Origin of the sequence: Cupriavidus oxalaticus, assembly GCF_038900635.1 — a bacterium.
GTDB lineage: Bacteria > Pseudomonadota > Gammaproteobacteria > Burkholderiales > Burkholderiaceae > Cupriavidus > Cupriavidus oxalaticus_B.
Genome location: NZ_JAYMRX010000023.1, coordinates 17487 through 33561, shown reverse-complemented (window position 1 = coordinate 33561; position 16075 = coordinate 17487). Strand labels below are relative to the sequence as shown.

13 protein-coding genes and 1 pseudogene are annotated in these 16075 nt (G+C 68.1%); 6 read left to right on the top strand and 8 right to left on the bottom strand.

The window, feature by feature from the left end:
- Positions 1-28 precede the first annotated feature (28 nt).
- Positions 29-1333 (top strand): MFS transporter, encoded by a 1305-nt coding sequence (locus tag VSR71_RS27490; RefSeq protein WP_342916927.1) that lies wholly within the window; start codon positions 29-31, stop codon positions 1331-1333.
- Positions 1334-1361: 28 nt separating this feature from the next.
- On the opposite strand, the gene VSR71_RS27485 is transcribed toward VSR71_RS27490, so the two are convergent.
- The 4 genes from VSR71_RS27485 to VSR71_RS27470 all read right to left on the bottom strand — a co-directional run bounded on the left by VSR71_RS27485 (position 1362) and on the right by VSR71_RS27470 (position 6597).
- On the bottom strand, positions 1362-2132 hold the full coding sequence (locus VSR71_RS27485) for a sulfite exporter TauE/SafE family protein (protein ID WP_342916926.1): 771 nt from the start codon (positions 2130-2132) through the stop codon (positions 1362-1364).
- Positions 2129-3163, bottom strand: a complete 1035-nt coding sequence (gene pta, locus VSR71_RS27480) for a phosphate acetyltransferase (RefSeq protein WP_342916925.1) — start codon at positions 3161-3163, stop codon at positions 2129-2131. Before pta ends, VSR71_RS27485 begins: the two co-directional genes overlap by 4 nt.
- 221 nt (positions 3164-3384) lie before the next feature.
- Positions 3385-5151 carry a sulfoacetaldehyde acetyltransferase gene (xsc, locus tag VSR71_RS27475; protein WP_342917015.1) on the bottom strand — a complete coding sequence of 589 codons (1767 nt, stop codon included), beginning with the start codon at positions 5149-5151 and terminating at the stop codon, positions 3385-3387.
- Between the two features lie 375 nt (positions 5152-5526).
- Entirely contained in the window at positions 5527-6597 is a 1071-nt protein-coding gene (locus VSR71_RS27470; protein ID WP_342916924.1) for a 4-hydroxyphenylpyruvate dioxygenase family protein, read from the bottom strand.
- 312 nt (positions 6598-6909) lie between these two features.
- On the opposite strand from VSR71_RS27470, the gene VSR71_RS27465 reads away from it, so the two are divergent.
- The 3 genes from VSR71_RS27465 (at position 6910) to VSR71_RS27455 (ending at position 10309) form a co-directional block, all read left to right on the top strand.
- Entirely contained in the window at positions 6910-7743 is an 834-nt protein-coding gene (locus tag VSR71_RS27465) for a shikimate dehydrogenase (RefSeq protein WP_342916923.1), read from the top strand.
- Positions 7744-7851: 108 nt separating this feature from the next.
- Complete coding sequence (locus VSR71_RS27460) at positions 7852-9180, top strand: MFS transporter (protein WP_342916922.1); 1329 nt, start codon at positions 7852-7854, stop codon at positions 9178-9180.
- Between the two features lie 64 nt (positions 9181-9244).
- Positions 9245-10309 carry a porin gene (locus tag VSR71_RS27455; RefSeq protein ID WP_342916921.1) on the top strand — a complete coding sequence of 355 codons (1065 nt, stop codon included), beginning with the start codon at positions 9245-9247 and terminating at the stop codon, positions 10307-10309.
- A gap of 197 nt (positions 10310-10506) precedes the next feature.
- On the opposite strand, the gene aroQ is transcribed toward VSR71_RS27455, so the two are convergent.
- Positions 10507-10980 (bottom strand): type II 3-dehydroquinate dehydratase, encoded by a 474-nt coding sequence (aroQ, locus tag VSR71_RS27450; RefSeq protein WP_342917014.1) that lies wholly within the window; start codon positions 10978-10980, stop codon positions 10507-10509.
- Between the two features lie 83 nt (positions 10981-11063).
- Between aroQ and VSR71_RS27445 the strand changes: the two genes are divergently transcribed.
- Complete coding sequence (locus VSR71_RS27445; RefSeq protein ID WP_342916920.1) at positions 11064-12017, top strand: LysR family transcriptional regulator; 954 nt, start codon at positions 11064-11066, stop codon at positions 12015-12017.
- A 5-nt stretch (positions 12018-12022) separates the two neighbouring features.
- On the opposite strand, the gene VSR71_RS27440 is transcribed toward VSR71_RS27445, so the two are convergent.
- Positions 12023-12790, bottom strand: a complete 768-nt coding sequence (locus VSR71_RS27440; protein ID WP_029044961.1) for an IclR family transcriptional regulator domain-containing protein — start codon at positions 12788-12790, stop codon at positions 12023-12025.
- A gap of 134 nt (positions 12791-12924) precedes the next feature.
- Between VSR71_RS27440 and VSR71_RS27435 the strand changes: the two are divergent.
- Positions 12925-13773, top strand: a pseudogene (locus VSR71_RS27435) (sugar phosphate isomerase/epimerase family protein); the annotation flags it as partial.
- Between the two features lie 61 nt (positions 13774-13834).
- On the opposite strand, the gene VSR71_RS27430 reads toward VSR71_RS27435, so the two are convergent.
- Together VSR71_RS27430 and VSR71_RS27425 are read right to left on the bottom strand one after the other, a co-directional pair.
- Positions 13835-14746, bottom strand: coding sequence for a DMT family transporter (locus VSR71_RS27430; protein WP_342916919.1), 912 nt, complete (start codon positions 14744-14746; stop codon positions 13835-13837).
- A gap of 132 nt (positions 14747-14878) precedes the next feature.
- A complete protein-coding gene (locus tag VSR71_RS27425) occupies positions 14879-16054 on the bottom strand; it encodes a cytochrome c (RefSeq protein WP_342916918.1) in 1176 nt (391 codons plus the stop codon).
- Positions 16055-16075 lie beyond the last annotated feature (21 nt).

Below are 16075 nucleotides of genomic sequence, written 5' to 3'. Positions count from 1 at the left end.
ACCACACATCACCATTGGGGAGGGAATCATGTTCGACTGGTTCCGTGATTTGTCGCGCATGGAGCGCAAGGGATTCTATGGCGCGTTCCTGGGGCATGCCGTCGACGTGTTCGACTTCATGATCTATTCCTTCCTCATCTCCACGCTGCTGGGGCAGTGGGGCATGAGCAAATCCACGGCGGGCGCCATTGTCACGTGGACGCTGGTGTCGTCGCTGGTCGGCGCGATCGGCGCCGGTATCCTGGCCGACCGCTACGGGCGCGTGCGCGTGCTGCGCTGGACCATCATCGTGTTCGCGGGCGCCTGCTTCTTGTGCGGACTCGCGCAGTCGCCGGAGCAGCTGATGCTGTTCCGCATGATCCAGGGGCTGGGCTTCGGCGGCGAGTCGTCGCTGTGCATGGTGCTGGTGACGGAGATGATCCGCAACCCGGCGCACCGCGGCAAATACTCGGGCTTTACCGCCAGCAGCTATTCCTTCGGCTGGGGCGCGGCGGCGATCGTGTATGCGATCACCTTCAGCGTGCTGCCCACGGAGACGGCATGGCGCGTCTGCTTCTTCCTCGGCATCCTGCCGGCGCTGGTGGTGATCTACCTGCGCCGCAACCTGGAGGAGCCGGAGATTTTCCTGAAGAGCCGCGCGGCGGGCCGGCAAGGCTCTGCGCTGGCCGGGCTCGGCCGCTTGTTCCGCGGGCCGCTGCTGTCGAAGACGCTGCTGTGCAGCCTGCTTTCGGGCGGCATGCTGGGGGCGTACTACGCCATTGCCACGTGGCTGCCGACCTTTCTCAAGACCGAGCGCGGCCTGTCGGTGTTCGGCACCAGCTCGTACCTGACGGTCACCATCATCGGCTCATTGGTCGGCTACGTGGCGGGAGCCTACGCCACTGACCGCTGGGGCCGGCGGCTGACCTACATCGTGTTCGCGGCGGGAGCGTTCGTGGCCGCGCTGGTCTACATGGTGATCCCGGTGTCGAACACGTCGATGCTGTTCCTGGGCTTCCCGCTGGGGGTGCTGATGCAGGGCGTGTTCGCCGGCATCGGGGCGACCATCTCCGAGTCCTATCCCAACGATATCCGCGCGACGGGCTATGGCGTCTCGTACAACGCCGGCCGCGTGATCGGCTCGCTGTTCCCGCTATCGGTCGGGTGGCTGAGTTCGGGGCACACCTCGCTGCCGATCGCGATCGCGATCGTCGCCGGGGTTGGCTATGCCATGGTCGTGGTCGCCGCGGTGTTGCTGCCGGAAACCACCGGCATGGATCTCGGGCAGGCCGGCGGCAGCGGGGAGCAGGAAGACGCCGCGCCGCTGGCGCAGCCCGCGGGAACGGTCGCCTGAACGCGCGCGGAGGGCGCTGCCGGCGCCCTTACCGCAGCCACGCCGAGAGCGCCGGCAGCATCAGGCTGGCACCGATTCCGATCAGCACGCCGAACGCGACGCGCCGCGTCGTGGTCGGCGAGAACGGCGGCGGAAAGCGCCGCCCCAGCAGCGTGGCGACCACCACCACCGGCACGCCGAACGCGGCCTGCAGCCAGATCGCGCCATCGAGCTGGCCCTGCCACGCCGAGAACAGCGTGCGCACGCTGGACGTGATGGTGAACACCAGGATCAGCGCGCAGCGGATCTCCACCGGCTTCATCGGCTGCCGGTAGAACTGGGAGATCAGCGGCGGCCCGGACACGCCGAACATGCCGCTCAGCAGCCCGCCGAACACGCCGCTCATGAAGAAGCTGCCGTCGCCCGAGCGTCTTGGCAGCGGCTCCGGCCGGAAGGCCGCGCTGAGTCCGCCATACAGGATCACCGCGCCCAGCAGCAGCTGCAGCAGCGTGGCCGCGCTGGAGCTCAGGTACTCCAGCACCAGCACGCCGACCAGCACCGACGGCAGGATGCCGATCGCGGCCGCGCCCACGGCGCGCCAGTCGATATGCTCCAGCTTGCCCGGCAGCGCGCAGGCGCTGTTGGCCAGCGTCACCAGGCTGACCACGGCCGCAACGGTGGCCACTGGCGCGAGCCCAAGCCCGCTGGTGGCGCCCATCACGATCATGCCCAGGCCGAAGCCGGTCACCGTCTGGAAATAGGTACCCGCGCCGAGCAGGGCCTGCAGCCCCAGCAGCGGCAACAACAATTCCGCTTTCATGCCGCCGTCTGCTCGCCTTTGCTGGCCTGTTCCGCGGTGGCTTGCGCCTGGACCACGGTGACGGCGATGACATGGAACACATCGTCGGCGCTGCAGCCGCGCGACAGGTCGTTGGCGGGCTTGCTCAACCCTTGCAGCATCGGCCCGATGGCCTTGGCGCCGCCGACGCGCTCGGCCAGCTTGTAGCCGATATTGCCTGACTCAAGGTTGGGAAACACCAGCACGTTGGCGCGGCCGTTGACCTGCGAATGCGCGACCTTGCGCGCGGCGATCTCGGCGACGATGGCGGCATCGAGCTGCACGTCGCCATCGATGGCCAGGCCGGGGCGCTGCGCGCGCACGCGCTCGGTGGCGGCCACCACCTTGTCGACGGCGGCGTGGTGGGCGCTGCCGCTGGTCGAGAACGACAGCATCGCCACGCGCGGCTCGTCGTTCAGCAGCGCACGCGCGCTGTCGGCGGCGGCCATGGCGATATCGGCCAATGCCTCGGCATCGGGATCGACCACCAGCCCGCAGTCGGAGAAGATCAGCCCGCCCTTGAGGGTATGGAAGGGCTCGCACAGCATCATCAGGAAAAAGCTCGACACCAGCCGGAATCCGGGCGCCAGGCCGATCAGCTGGATGGCGTTGCGCACCACGTCGGCGGTGGTGTGTTCCGCCCCGGCGACCGAGCCGTCCGCGTGGCCGAGGCGCACCATCAGGTTGGCAAAGCACAGCGGGTCGAGCACCGCGCGCTTCGCTTCATCCAGCGTCATGCCTTTCTTCTGGCGCAATGCGTAGAGCTGCTGCGCGAAGGAGGGCGTGAGCGCGGAGGTGGCGGGGTCGACCAGCGTGATGCCGTCCAGCGCGATGCCGTGGATGGCAGCGGCGGCGCTGATCTGGCGCGGATTGCCGACCAGCACGATGCGCGCGATGCCTTCCTGCGTGGCACGCTGCGCGGCTTGCAGGATGCGTGGGTCTTCGGCCTCGCACAGCACGATGCGGCGGGGGGCGGCGCGGGCGCGGTCGATGATGCGGAGGATGGGTTTCATGGTTCTTCTTTCAGAAATGAAGAAAGGGCCGAAGCCCTTGCTATGCCGGTGGTTGGCCCCCCTCTCCCGCGTGCGGGAGAGGGGCCGGGGGGGAGGGCGGGCCTGTGGCAAGCACGGCAGCGGTTCACTTTGTGGACATGCCAGCCCTCACCCCAACCCTCTCCCGCAAGCGGGAGAGGGAGCACACCGGTTGCAGGCGAGGGACCCGGGCAAGCTCAGGTTCAGACGTAGTCCTTGTACTTGTCCAGATACCGCACCGGCTTGGCCAGCGCATCGCGGCGGAACGGGTCGCCCAGTTCACGCGTGCACATGATCTCGATGATCGTGGTCTTGCCGTGATTCATCTGCAGGTCGATGGCGCGCTTCAGGGCCGGGCCCACGTCTTCCAGGCGATCCACCACGATGCCTTCGGCGCCCATCGCCTTGGCGATTTCGGCGAAGCTCTGGTTGTCGAGCTCGCCCGCGACGAAACGGCGGTTGTAGAAGTCCACCTGGTTCTTCTTCTCCGCGCCCCACTGGCGATTGTGGAACACCACCGCGGTCACCGGGATGTTGTGGCGCACGCAGGTCATGGTTTCCATCAGGCTCATGCCCCAGGCGCCGTCACCGGCATACGACACGGCCGGGCGATGCGGTGCCGCGACCTTGGCGCCGATGATGGTCGGGAAGGCGTAGCCGCAGTTGCCCCAGCTCATCGCCGCAAAGAAGCTGCGCGGCTTCTCGAAGCGCAGGTAGCTGTTGGCCACCGAGTTGATGTTGCCGATGTCGGTGGACACCATCACATCTTCCGGCATGGCCTTTTCCAGCTCGCGCAGCACCTGGCGCGGGTGCAGGTAGTGGCCGCCGTTGGGCGTGCGTTCCTGCTTCTGCTCTTCGATCATGTCGAGGCTGTACGGGTCGCGCTCATGCGTCCAGTCGTCCAGCTCCTTCTCCCAGGCCGCCTTTTCGTTGGCGATTTCGGTAGCGCGTCCATCGCGGCTGGCGTCGCATGCCAGCGTGCGGCCGGCCAGGCGCTGGGTCAGCGCGATGGCGGCAGCCTTGGCGTCGCCGCAGATGCCCACCGAGATCTTCTTCACCAGGCCCAGCATCTTGTGGTCGGCATCGATCTGGATGATCTTGGCGTTCTTCGGCCAGTAGTCCATGCCGTGCTGCGGCAGCGTGCCGAACGGTCCCAGGCGCGAGCCCAGGGCCACCACCACGTCGGCGCGCGAAATCAGCTTCATCGCGGCCTTCGAGCCCTGGTAGCCCAGCGGGCCGCACCACAGCGGGTGGCTGGCGGGGAACGAGTCGTTGTGCAGGTAGCTGTTGACCACCGGCGCGCCCAGGCGCTCGGCCAGTGCCTTGCATTCCTCGATGGCGTCGGCCATCACCACGCCGCCGCCGGAGATGATCACCGGGAACTTGGCATTGGCCAGCAGCTCGGCCGCTTCGTTCAGGCTCTGCTCGCCGCCGGGGCCGCGATCAAGGTTCTGCGGCTTCGGAATCTCGGCGGTGATCTTGCCGTAGAAGTGGTCGCGCGGGATGTTCAGCTGCGTCGGGCCCATTTCGGCCTTGGCGCGGTCGAAGCAGCGCGCGGTGAACTCGGCCATGCGCGCGGGGTTGGTGACGTGGCCCTGGTACTTGGTGAACTCCTGGAACATCGGCAGCTGGTTGGCTTCCTGGAAACCGCCCAGGCCGATGCCCATGGTGCCGGCTTCGGGGGTGACGATCACCACGGGGCTGTGGGCCCAGTAGGCGGCGGCGATCGAGGTCACGCAGTTGGAGATGCCGGGGCCGTTCTGGCCGATCACCACGCCATGGCGGCCGGACACGCGGGCATAGCCGTCGGCCATGTGGCCGGCGCCTTGCTCGTGCACCACCGGGATCAGGCGGATGCCGGCCGGCGCGAAGATGTCCATGGCGTCCATGAAGGCCGAGCCCATGATGCCGAACATGTCGGTCACACCGTTGGCGGCCATCGTTTCGACGAAGGCTTCGGACGGGGTCATGGTCTGCGGGCCAGCCGGAACCTGGCTGTCCTTCGCGGCGGCCGAGCCACCGGAAACGGCGGGCTGCTTGGTGGTTTCGAGGTCGCGCATGGCGGGTGTCTCCTGGTTGGGGTGTTATAAAGTGGAACGGTAAGTTCCGGAAAATTGATGCGTTGGTCGAAATGTAGGTGGAAGACTGGCCGGCGTCAATAAGAAGTTTTGGTTTACGGAATGAAATAATCAAAAAAATGAGACAAATATGCATGAAAGCGACTTATAAGCCACTTTCGCGTCCGTAATGGGGGGAGAGAAGGCAAGACAGCGCCGGCACGGGAGCCGGCGCAGGGGGAAGAAAGCAGGAAGGAAGGCGCCGCGCCTACGCGGCGGCGCAGGGTGTCAGCGCGTCGACAGCGCCTCGAGTACCGGCAGGTTGCCCTCGCCGAAGCCCTGATGACCGTCACGCTGGACGATCTCGAAGAAGAATTCGCCCGCCTCGCGTTTCAGGAAGGCTTGCTGGAAGCGCTCGCGAGGGCCGGTGCCATCGACGAGGATGCCGTAGCGTTGCAGGGCGGCAAGGTCCAGCCCATGGCCTGGCACGCGCGCCGGCAAGGAATCGTAGTAAGCCGGCGGCGGCTGAACGAACTGCACACCACGGTTCGCCAGTGCCGCGGCACAGGCAAGAATGTCCCCGCTGGCCAGCGCAATGTGCTGGATGCCTTCGCCGTGCTGGTCTGACAGGTAATGCCGCATCTGGTCGTGGCGCGGCGTTCCCTTCTCGTACAGCGGGATGCGGATGCTGCCGCACGGCGAGACCAGCACGTGCGAGTCGCCGCCGCTGCGCAGATCCCGGAACCCCAGCACCTTGCGGTAGAACTCCAGCCATTCCTCCAGGTGGCCGGGATCGACCGCCTGGGTCAGGTGGTCGACGCGGAGCAGGCCGGCGTCGGGCATGTCTCCGGCTGGCGGCAGCGGCCGGAAATCCACGTCGTAGATCGAGATATCCCCGACATCGCCCGGCCGGCCTTCTTTCCCACGCCAGCGGTCGATGAAATACAGGACCGACTGTCCGATCCCCTGGATGGCGGGAATATTGAGCTCCATCGGCCCCACCGTGCCGCCCTCGAATGGCCATGCGCCGGCCTCCAGCGCTCGCGCAAACGCTGCCGCCGCATCGTCGACACGAATCCCGATCGCACAGATCGACAAGCCATAGCGCGCCGCATAGCGCGTGGCGAACGAATCCGGCTCGGCGTCGACAATGAAATTCATCTCGCCCTGCCGGTACAGCTTCACCGCCTTGTGGCGATGCCGCGCGATGGCGGCAAAGCCGAGGCGTTCCAGCGTCCGGCCCAGCGCGGCCGGATCTGGCGAAGCGAACTCGATGAACTCGTAGCCTCGGATGCCGAGCGGGTTGTCCCACGGCTGGACATCATCGGCGCGCGGGGAAGAGGCGGGTGCGGCGCTCATAGTCTTGGCTCCTCTCTGGGTATTGCGGGGGCGGTGCCTGGCCTTGCGGCGACGACCGATAGTAGCAACGGCATCGCGGCATCCCGCGCGTTGCCCCCCTTCGCAAGCGACTCGTAGAAACCCGTATTCGGCGCCTTGATCGCGCATGTGCGTTCATTAATCGCGCAAAGTGCAATATGAGACAGTTGGCTGTGCGCGAGGCGGCTACTAATCTCCGGTCAACGACGCGCCCCCGTCTCCCTGCCAGGCCCGATACAGAGGCCACGCATGCCGGAGTCCGGGTGGCGCGAATCACCGGAACCCAGGCACACCATGATCCACGGCAAGACCACGCTAATCCCCCACATCGGCTATCCGACGGAATCGTTCAAGGCGCCGATGATCTACAACCCCTGGTTCGACCAGCAGGGGATCGACGCCGCCGTGATCCCGATGGGAGTCAAGCCGGACGACTACGCGACGGTGTTCCCGGCGCTGTTCCGCCTGACCAATATCCGCGGCGCGCTGGTGACCATGCCGCACAAGGTCGCCACCGTCGAGCTGGTCGACGAACTGACGCCCGCCGCCCGCATCGCCGGCGCCTGCAACGCCGTGCTGCGGCGCGACGACGGCACGCTGGTCGGCGACCAGTTCGACGGCGAGGGCTTCGTACGCGGCATCCGGCGCAAGGGCTGCCGGCTGGAAGGCGCGCGCGCCATCGTGTCGGGCAGCGGCGGGGTGGGCAGCGCGATCGCCGCCTCGCTGGCGGCGGCCGGCGTGGCCGAGCTGGCGCTGTTCGACGCCCGCGAGGCGGTGGCGCGCGCCCTGGCGCAGCGCCTTGCCGCGCATTACCCGGCGCTGCGCGTCAGTACCGGCTCGGCCGATCCGGCGGGCTTCGACGTGGTGGTCAATGCCACGCCGCTGGGCATGCAGCCCGGCGATCCGCTGCCGTTCGACGTGGCGCGCATCGCCCCCGGCGCGATGGTCGGCGAGGTGGTGATGAAGCAGGAATACACGCCGTTGCTGCAGGCCGCGCTGGCCCGCGGCTGCAAGGTGCAGGTGGGCACAGACATGCTGTTCGAGATGATCCCGGCCTACCTGGAGTTCTTCGGCTACGGCACGGCCACACCCGACGCGCTGCGCGAGGTGGCGCGGATCCGCTACTGACGCATCGACAGGCCGGGGCGCACGCCCTTGAATCAAGCCGCGCGCAGGCCAGCATACAAAGGCACGCCGGCAAGCAAGACTTCCTATCCATTGGTGGAGACAGACAACATGACAACGACTCACAAGGAGCTGCCCGCGGCTTCCGCGTTCGGCAACTCGCTCGCCGACAAGGTGCGCGCCGCCTTTGCCTTCGGCAAGGTGCGCTGGGGCATGCTGGCGCTGGTGTTCTTCGCGACCACGCTGAACTATGTGGACCGCGCCGCGCTGGGCGTGCTGCAGCCGGTGCTGGCCAAGGCCATGGCCTGGACCGCGCAGGACTACGCCAATATCAACTTCTGGTTCCAGGTGGGCTATGCCATCGGCTTTGCGCTGCAGGGCCGCTTTATCGACCTGGTCGGCGTCAAGCGCGCCTTTGCGCTGGCGGTGCTGCTGTGGAGCATTGCCTGCGGCGCGCATGCGTTCGCGGCGTCTGCGGTCGGCTTCATGATCTGCCGCTTCTTCCTGGGCTTGTCTGAAGCGGCCAACTACCCGGCGTGCGTCAAGACCACGCGCATCTGGTTCCCGGCCAGCGAGCGCGCCATCGCCACCGGCATCTTCAATGCCGGCACCAACGTCGGCGCGATGCTGACGCCGATCATGCTGCCGCTGATCCTGCAGGCATGGGGCTGGCAGGCCGCGTTCCTGGTGATCGCTTCGCTGGGCGCGATCTGGCTGGCGTTCTGGTTCGCGCGCTACCACAACCCGGAGCAGCACCCGACCGTCACCGCCGCGGAACTGGCGCACGTCACCCGCGACACCGATCCGCCGGCCCAGCGCATCCGCTATGGGCAGATCCTGCGCATGCGCGGCACCTGGGCCTTCGCGCTGGCCTATGCCATCACCGCGCCGGTGTTCTGGTTCTACCTGTACTGGCTGCCGCCGTTCCTCAACCAGCAATACCAGCTCGGCATCAGCGTGACGCAGATGGGCATTCCGCTGATCGTGATCTACCTGTGCGCGGACGTGGGCAGCGTGGGCGGCGGTGCGCTGTCGTCGTGGCTGATCGCGCGCGGCATGCCGGCGGTGCGGGCGCGGCTGCTGTCGATGCTGGTCTTTGCCGTGTGCATCACCTCGGTGGTGATGGCCGCCGGTGCCAGCAGCATGTGGATGGCCGTGGCCGCGATCTCGGTGGCGATCGGCGCGCACCAGGCATGGACCGCCAATATCTGGAGCATGGTGATGGACTACACGCCCAAGCACGTGATCAGCTCGGTGTTCGGCTTCGGCGGCATGATCGGCGCGATCGGCGGCATGTTCATGACGCAGCTGGTGGGCTATGTGCTGACCGCGACCAACAACAACTATGCGGTGCTGTTCACGATGATCCCGTGCGCCTACTTCATCGCGCTGACGTGGCTGTTCTTCCTCGCGCCGCGCAAGGTGCCTGACGCCGTCTGACGACATTCCCCCGGCGGCACTGCTCGTGCCGCGCGACGACAACAAAGACCGGGACAACACTCCGATGCATAAACGACTCATTGCGCTGCTCGCGCTGGGCGCGGGCAGCGTGCCCGCTGTCGCCCAGACTTCCGGTGGCGTCACGCTCTACGGGCTGCTCGATACCACCATCCGCTACAGTACCAACGAAGACGCGGCCGGCCACAGCCGCACGCAGATGACCGATGGCGTGCTGACCGGCAGCCGCTGGGGCATCCGCGGTGCCGAGGATATCGGCGGCGGCAACAAGGCGTGGTTCATCCTGGAGTCGGGCTTCTCGCCCGACACGGGGACCAGCCAGCAGGGCGGACGGCTGTTCGGGCGTACCGCTGTGGTCGGCTACGACGGCCCTTACGGCAAGCTCGCGCTCGGGCGCCAATACACGCTGGCGCATGAAGTGCTGTCGTCGTACGAGGCGATGGCCTTTGCCAACAACTCCATCGTCGGCTACCAGGGCGGCAATTACACCGGGCTGCGCTACGACAACACGCTCAAGTACATCAAGAGCTTTGGCGGCCTGCAGGTGGCGGCGGCCTATACCTTCGGCGAGGTGCCGGGCAGCATGAAGACCAATTCGGCGGCGGCCGGGTCACTGGTGTACAGCTCGGGACCGCTGGAAATCGGCGCGGTCTACCAGCAGACGCAGAACGTCACCTCGGCCTATTTCGGCGCGGTGCCGGCGGCGCAGGCGAGCAAGCAGACCGTGTGGGGCCTGGGCGGGACGTGGAAGGCGGCGCGGTCGCAATACTACCTGGGCTATACCAACAACCGGCTTGACGTGGCGGACTATCGCAACAACGTGGGCTATGTCGGCACGCGTTTCAGCCTGACGGATGCGCTGGCGTTTATCGGCACGTTCCAGTACGACTGGCTGCGGCACGCGGGGCAGGGCGGCAAGCGGCTGACCACCGCGGGCATGCTGGACTACAACTTCAGCAAGCGCACCGACGTGTATGTGGAGGTGGACTACACCCACCTGCAGGGGCAGTGGATTGCGCTGAACAGCGGAGCGGCGTTTGTGAACAGCGGGAATACGTATGGGAACAAGACGCGGCTGGGGGTGATGGCGGGGGTGAGGCATAAGTTTTGAGGGCGCAGCGCAAGCCTATCCATCGCTGCGGGTGTGCTCCCTCTCCCGCCTGCGGGAGAGGGTTGGGGTGAGGGCCGGCGCATCCACCGCGTGATGCGCTGTCATGCTTGCCGCAGGCCCGCCCTCACCCCCGACCCCTCTCCCGCACGCGGGAGAGGGGAGCAAACCGCCGACATGCGACGGCGGCCGGGCAGCGCTTACGCCGGATCTGTTTGCGCCGTTGCCCCCGTCACCTGCGCCAGCGCCGCCACCGCCAGCCCATACCCCTTCACCCCCAGCCCCGCCATCACCGCCACCGCCACCGGCGAAATCCACGACTTGTGCCGGAACGCCTCGCGCGCATGCACGTTGGAGACGTGGTACTCGATTACCGGCACCGACGCCCCCTTGATGGCATCGTGCAGCGCGATCGAGGTATGTGTCAGCGCGCCCGCGTTCAGCACCACGCCGGCCATCTCGCCGCTCGCGCACAGCTTGCCCGCCTCGTGGATCCAGTCGATCAACTGCCCTTCGTGATTGCTTTGCCGGCACTCGGCCCGCAGCCCGAGCCGCTGCGCGGCCTGCTGGCAGATGCGTTCCACGTCGGCCAGCGTCTCGCTGCCGTACACGGCCGGCTCGCGCGTGCCGAGCAGGTTGAGGTTGGGCCCGTTGAGCACCAGTACTGTCTTCATCATGTCTCCTGGAATCTGCCGCGATGCTGGCGCGGCCAAGGCCGATAGCCTATCGTTTAGCCCTCGCCCCATCATCGAATGCCATGGAAATTCAGCATGCGCCCAGCGCGAACAATGACCCGTTCCTGCGCGACCTGCGTCTGTTCTGCGCGGTGGCGCGGCGCGCCAGCTTTATCGCCGCGGCCCAGGAGACGGGCATTTCGCCGGCCCATGTGAGCAAGCGCATCGCCATGCTGGAGGCCATGCTCGGCGCAAAGCTGTTCCACCGCACCACGCGCCGCGTCAGCGTCACCGCCGAAGGCGAGAGCGCGTTTGCCTGGGCGCAGAAGATCCTGGAGGACGTGGATGGCATGCTGGAAGCGGTCGGCGGTGCCGGCGGCGAGGCGCGCGGCCAGTTGCGCATCGCCACCAGCCTGCGGCTGGGGCGCCGGCACGTGGCGCCGGTGCTGTCGCTGCTGCGGCAGCAGCATCCGGGGCTGGAGGTGTGGCTGGAGCTGCTCGACCGCCGCGTCGACCTGATCGGCGAGCAGTTCGACCTCGATATCCGCGTGGGCGACGTGCAGGAGCCGCACCTGATCGCCAGCCGCATCGCCACCGGCAGCCGCGTGCTGTGCGCAGCGCCGGCCTACCTGGCGCGGCGCGGTATGCCGGAGCATCCGTCAGACCTGCCGCGCCATGACTGCCTGCTGCTGCGCGAGCGCGACCAGGCCTTCGGCGTGTGGCGGCTGCAGGGACAGGACGGCGGCTGGGAGACCACGAAAGTCACCGGCCCGATGGCATCGAATGTTGCCGACGTGACGCACGAGTGGGCCCTGGAGGGCTACGGCATCATCATGGCGTCGGTCTGGGACGTGGCTGCCGCGGTGCGTGCGGGCGACCTGGTGCGCGTGCTGCCCGGCTGGCAGCATCCGTCCGACATCTGGGCCGTGACCAGCGCGCGGGCATCGGCCTCGGCGCGCATGCGCGTGTGCCTGGCCTTCCTGAAGGCGCAACTGACACAAGGGCCGCACGCGCTGGCGACGACGCTGGAAGGCTAGGCGCGCTACAGCACGCGCATGATCAGCAGTGCCGTGTCCTGCATCACCTGCAGCACGCGGTCCAGCGCCTGCTGCGGGGTCTCGTCGCCGATCGGCATGTTGACCGAGAGCGCGGCGATCACCTTGCCGTGGCGATCGCGCAGCGGCACCGCCACGCCGCGCACGCCGGTCTGCAGCTGCTGCTCCAGCATCGCGTAGCCCTGCGCGCCGGCCTTGCGGATCTCTTCCAGCAGCCGGTCGTGCTGCAGGATGGTGTAGGGCGTGTAAGGCGCCAGCACCACGTTTTCCAGCCATGTCCTGACTTGTTCCTCCGGCCGCGACGCCAGCATCATCACGCCCGCCGAACCCAGCGGTGCCGGCACCCGCGCGCCCAGCACGAAGCCCGTGCTCATCACGCGGTTGGTGCTGGTGCGGGCGATGAACACCAGCTCCCAGCCATCGAGCACGCTCAGGTAGGCGGCTTCGCCAAGCTGCGCGGTGATCTGCTGCAGGAACGGCTGCACCGTGCGCGGCAGCCGCGCCGAATCGAAGTACGACCAGCCCACCTTGAGCACGCGCGGCGTCAGGCTGAACAGCGTGCCGTCGCTGGTGGTGTAGCCCAGGTGCTCCAGCGTCAGCAGGTAGCGGCGCGCTGCCGTGCGCGTCAGGCCGGTGCGTTCGGCCGCCTGCGTCGGGGTCAGGCGCGGATGGTCGTGGTCGAAGGCCTCCAGGATGGCCAGGCCTTTCTCCAGCCCGGCGATCCAGTCGCGCCGGTTCAGCGGTTCGTTTTCCATGGTTAACCCTTGCTTCGCGCGATAGATGATTGCATTAGAGCGATTGTCGCACGCCGGCGCGCGAATGACGGTTGTTGCGGGCAATGATGGCTCATAACCTTGGGAAATCCAAGCCGTTACCTCGACTGACCGCCATGACTCTCCTTCCTGTCCCGCTGCGCAAATCGATCGCCACCGTCACATTGTCGGGTTCGCTGCCGCAGAAGCTGCAAGCCGCTGCCGGCGCCGGTTTCGACGGCGTGGAGATCTTCGAGGACGACCTGCTGCAATTCCCCGGCACGCCCGCCGAGGTCCGGCGCATGGCCGCCGACCTCGGGCTGCAGATCCTGCTCTACCAGCCGCTGCGCGATTTCGAGGCCATGCCGGGCGGCCTGTCCGCCGCGGAGCTGGCGCGTGCCGAGCGGAAGTTCGATGCGATGGAGCAACTCGGGGTGAGCCTGGCGCTGGTCTGCAGCAACGTGCAGGACGCGGCGCTCGACGATCCCGCGCGCGCCGCCGCCGACCTGCACGCGCTGGCCGAAGCCGCGGCCCGCCGCGGCCTGCGCCTGGGTTACGAGGCGCTGGCCTGGGGCCGCCATGTGCGCCGCTGGCGGCAGGCGTGGGACATCGTGCAGCGCGCCGGGCATCCCGCGCTGGGGCTGATGCTGGACAGCTTCCATACGCTCGCGCTGGGGGATACGCTGCATGGCCTCGATGCCGTGCCGGCCGAACGGATCTTCTTTGTCCAGCTTGCCGATGCGCCGCGCATGCCGCTGGATGTGCGCACCTGGAGCCGCCACCACCGCAATTTCCCCGGCCAGGGCGACCTGCCGGTGGCCGGCTTCACGCGTGCCGTGCTGCGGGCCGGCTATCGCGGACCTTTGTCGCTCGAGGTGTTCAACGATGCCTTCCGCACGGCGCCTCCGTTGCCGGTCGCGCAGGACGGGCTGCGCTCGCTGGAATGGCTGGAGGCGGTGACGAACGGCGTGCCCATGGCCGCCGCGCGTGCCGGCGGGACTGCGCTCGCGGCACGCTGAAGCGCTAAAACGCTATACCGCTATATCGCTATACCGCGCCCGCTTGCTGCGCCGCCGGCCTTGCCGGCAAGGCGCGCTCGCGGGCCGCCACCGCGGTGCCAGCCACGCCGCTGGCGGCAATCATCGCCACGCCCAGCAGCGACCAGGCGTCGGGCAACCAGCCGAATACCAGCCAGCCGCCCAGCATGGCGAAGGCGATCTGCAGGTAGAGATAGGGCGTCAGCACGCCAACGGGCGCACGCGCATAGGCCAGCACCAGGAACATGTGCCCGGCGCAGCCGGCCAGCGCCATGCCCGCCAGCAGCCACCAGTGCAGTGCATCGACATGCCAGGTCCAGGCCAGCGGCAGCGCCGCCGACAACAGCACCGCGGCAATGCAGCCGGTATAGAAATGCGTGGTGCCGGCGCCATCGGTCCGGGTCAGCACGCTGGTCAGCAACTGGTAGGCGGCATTGAGGCAGACCGCCGCGAGCGGCAGCAGCATGGCCGGCTCCAGGTCGGCGCCGGGCCGGATCACTACCAGCGCGCCGGCGAATCCGGCCAGCAGGCAGAGCCAGCGCAGCGCCGACATGCGTTCGCCGAACATCGTCGCTGCCGCCAGCGCGATCGCCAGCGGCGTCAGGCTGACCACCGCGGTGAACTCGCCCACCGGCAGCACCTGCAGGCTGAAGAAGGCGCAGGCGCTGGACAGCAGCATCGTCACCGCGCGCGTGGCCTGCAGCCACGGTCGGCGCGTGCGCAGCAGGATGCGGCCGCGCGCCGGCAGCAGCACCGCGCCGGTCAGTGCCGCCTGCGCAAGGTAGCGGACCCACAGCGCCATCACCACCGGCACGGCGGCGCCAGTGATCTTGGTCATCGTATCGAGCGCGGCAAAGCATGCCACCGCGGCAACCATCAGTGCGATGCCCTGCAGGGGCCGCGAACTTCCCATGGCGCTCATGGCGCCCCCCTCAACCACAACATGTCAGCGTTCCAGGCTGGTCCTTCATGTAGCCGAGGGTACTGTCCCGGGCGAGGCCGATAGCGGCGGCGGCTGGAAAGTCAGAATTCGCTGCCAGCGAACAATCAGTGCTCAATGGATGAATCCGCCTTTGACGAAGCGTACCGGCTCCGCATCCATGCGCAGCAGCAACGCCGTCAGGCCATCGATGCCAGCGGGCCTGGCCGGTGCCGCGGCGGCCGGCCCGGACACGCAGACGAGGTCGGCATCGGACCATGCGCTGGCCGGCTTGCCCCGCGCGCGCAGCCATCCGGCGCGGTCCGCGAGCAGCCGGGTGCCGGCCAGCTGTGCCGGCGGCAGGCCGGCAATCGCCGCCATGGCCTGCCAGGCCTGGTCCGACGTTGCCGTGCAGCCTGCGCGGAAGCGCGGCACCTGCGCCGGCACGCGGCCGTCCGGTGTGACGAGCACGGTCAGGAAGCGCGGGTCTTCATAGGGCAGGGAAGCGGCGACGCCGTCCGCCGCCACCAGCCGCACGCGCTGCCCGCCGCGCCATTGCGACAGCGCCACCGGCGAGGCGTCGCCGCAGCGGATGGCCATCTCCGGCAACCGCAGCGGCACCGGCCAGTTGCCTTCGGTACTGTTGGCTGCCGACAACGCCTTCATGTAGTCGATCACGGCCCAGGCCTCGCGATCGGCAAGCCGGCCGCGGAACGCCGGCATGGTCGGCTGGCCGCGGCGGTCGCGCATGCCGGACAGCACGTGCCAGAACAGTTCGCCATCGGCGCGGCGCGCGAGCAGCGGGCTGACCAGCGTCGGCGGCCATTGCGGCAGGCTGGCGGCCAGCGGGCCTTCGCCGCGGCCGTCATTGCCGTGGCACGCGGCGCAATGCTGTGCGTAGACGCGTTGCCCCAGCACGATGCTATCGACGGCAAAGCGGGCAGGGCTGGCGTGGAAGCTGGTGGGGCTGGCGGGGCCGAGCAGCAGCGATGTCTCAGGCCACGGCGCGAGCAGCAGGGCCAGCCCGGCTCCCGCCAGCAGCACGCGGCGGCCCCTGCGCCATGCCAGGGCGACGGCGAGCGCCAGCACGGCAAAGGCCAGCGCGCAAAGGCTGAAGCCGACCTGTCGCGCGAGGGCAAGGTCGATCAGCAGCGTTTCGCCGGCAATGCGCCGCGCCCACGGCCAGGCCGGCTGGCCATGGCTGCTGCCGGTCAGCCCCAGCGCATGCCACAGCCACAACAGGCCCAGCTGGCCTTTCTCGATCAGGACAAGCAGAGCGTTCAGCCACGCCTGGGGCGGCGGGCCGTTCATGACGTGGCCCGCCAAATGCGG

Coding starts and splice junctions, on each gene's coding strand:
- VSR71_RS27490 (WP_342916927.1), top strand. CDS start 29: ATGTTCGACTGGTTCCGTGATTTGTCGCGCATGGAGCGCAAGGGATTC.
- VSR71_RS27485 (WP_342916926.1), bottom strand. CDS start 2,132: ATGAAAGCGGAATTGTTGTTGCCGCTGCTGGGGCTGCAGGCCCTGCTC.
- pta (WP_342916925.1), bottom strand. CDS start 3,163: ATGAAACCCATCCTCCGCATCATCGACCGCGCCCGCGCCGCCCCCCGC.
- xsc (WP_342917015.1), bottom strand. CDS start 5,151: ATGACCCCGTCCGAAGCCTTCGTCGAAACGATGGCCGCCAACGGTGTG.
- VSR71_RS27470 (WP_342916924.1), bottom strand. CDS start 6,597: ATGAGCGCCGCACCCGCCTCTTCCCCGCGCGCCGATGATGTCCAGCCG.
- VSR71_RS27465 (WP_342916923.1), top strand. CDS start 6,910: ATGATCCACGGCAAGACCACGCTAATCCCCCACATCGGCTATCCGACG.
- VSR71_RS27460 (WP_342916922.1), top strand. CDS start 7,852: ATGACAACGACTCACAAGGAGCTGCCCGCGGCTTCCGCGTTCGGCAAC.
- VSR71_RS27455 (WP_342916921.1), top strand. CDS start 9,245: ATGCATAAACGACTCATTGCGCTGCTCGCGCTGGGCGCGGGCAGCGTG.
- aroQ (WP_342917014.1), bottom strand. CDS start 10,980: ATGAAGACAGTACTGGTGCTCAACGGGCCCAACCTCAACCTGCTCGGC.
- VSR71_RS27445 (WP_342916920.1), top strand. CDS start 11,064: ATGGAAATTCAGCATGCGCCCAGCGCGAACAATGACCCGTTCCTGCGC.
- VSR71_RS27440 (WP_029044961.1), bottom strand. CDS start 12,790: ATGGAAAACGAACCGCTGAACCGGCGCGACTGGATCGCCGGGCTGGAG.
- VSR71_RS27430 (WP_342916919.1), bottom strand. CDS start 14,746: ATGAGCGCCATGGGAAGTTCGCGGCCCCTGCAGGGCATCGCACTGATG.
- VSR71_RS27425 (WP_342916918.1), bottom strand. CDS start 16,054: ATGAACGGCCCGCCGCCCCAGGCGTGGCTGAACGCTCTGCTTGTCCTG.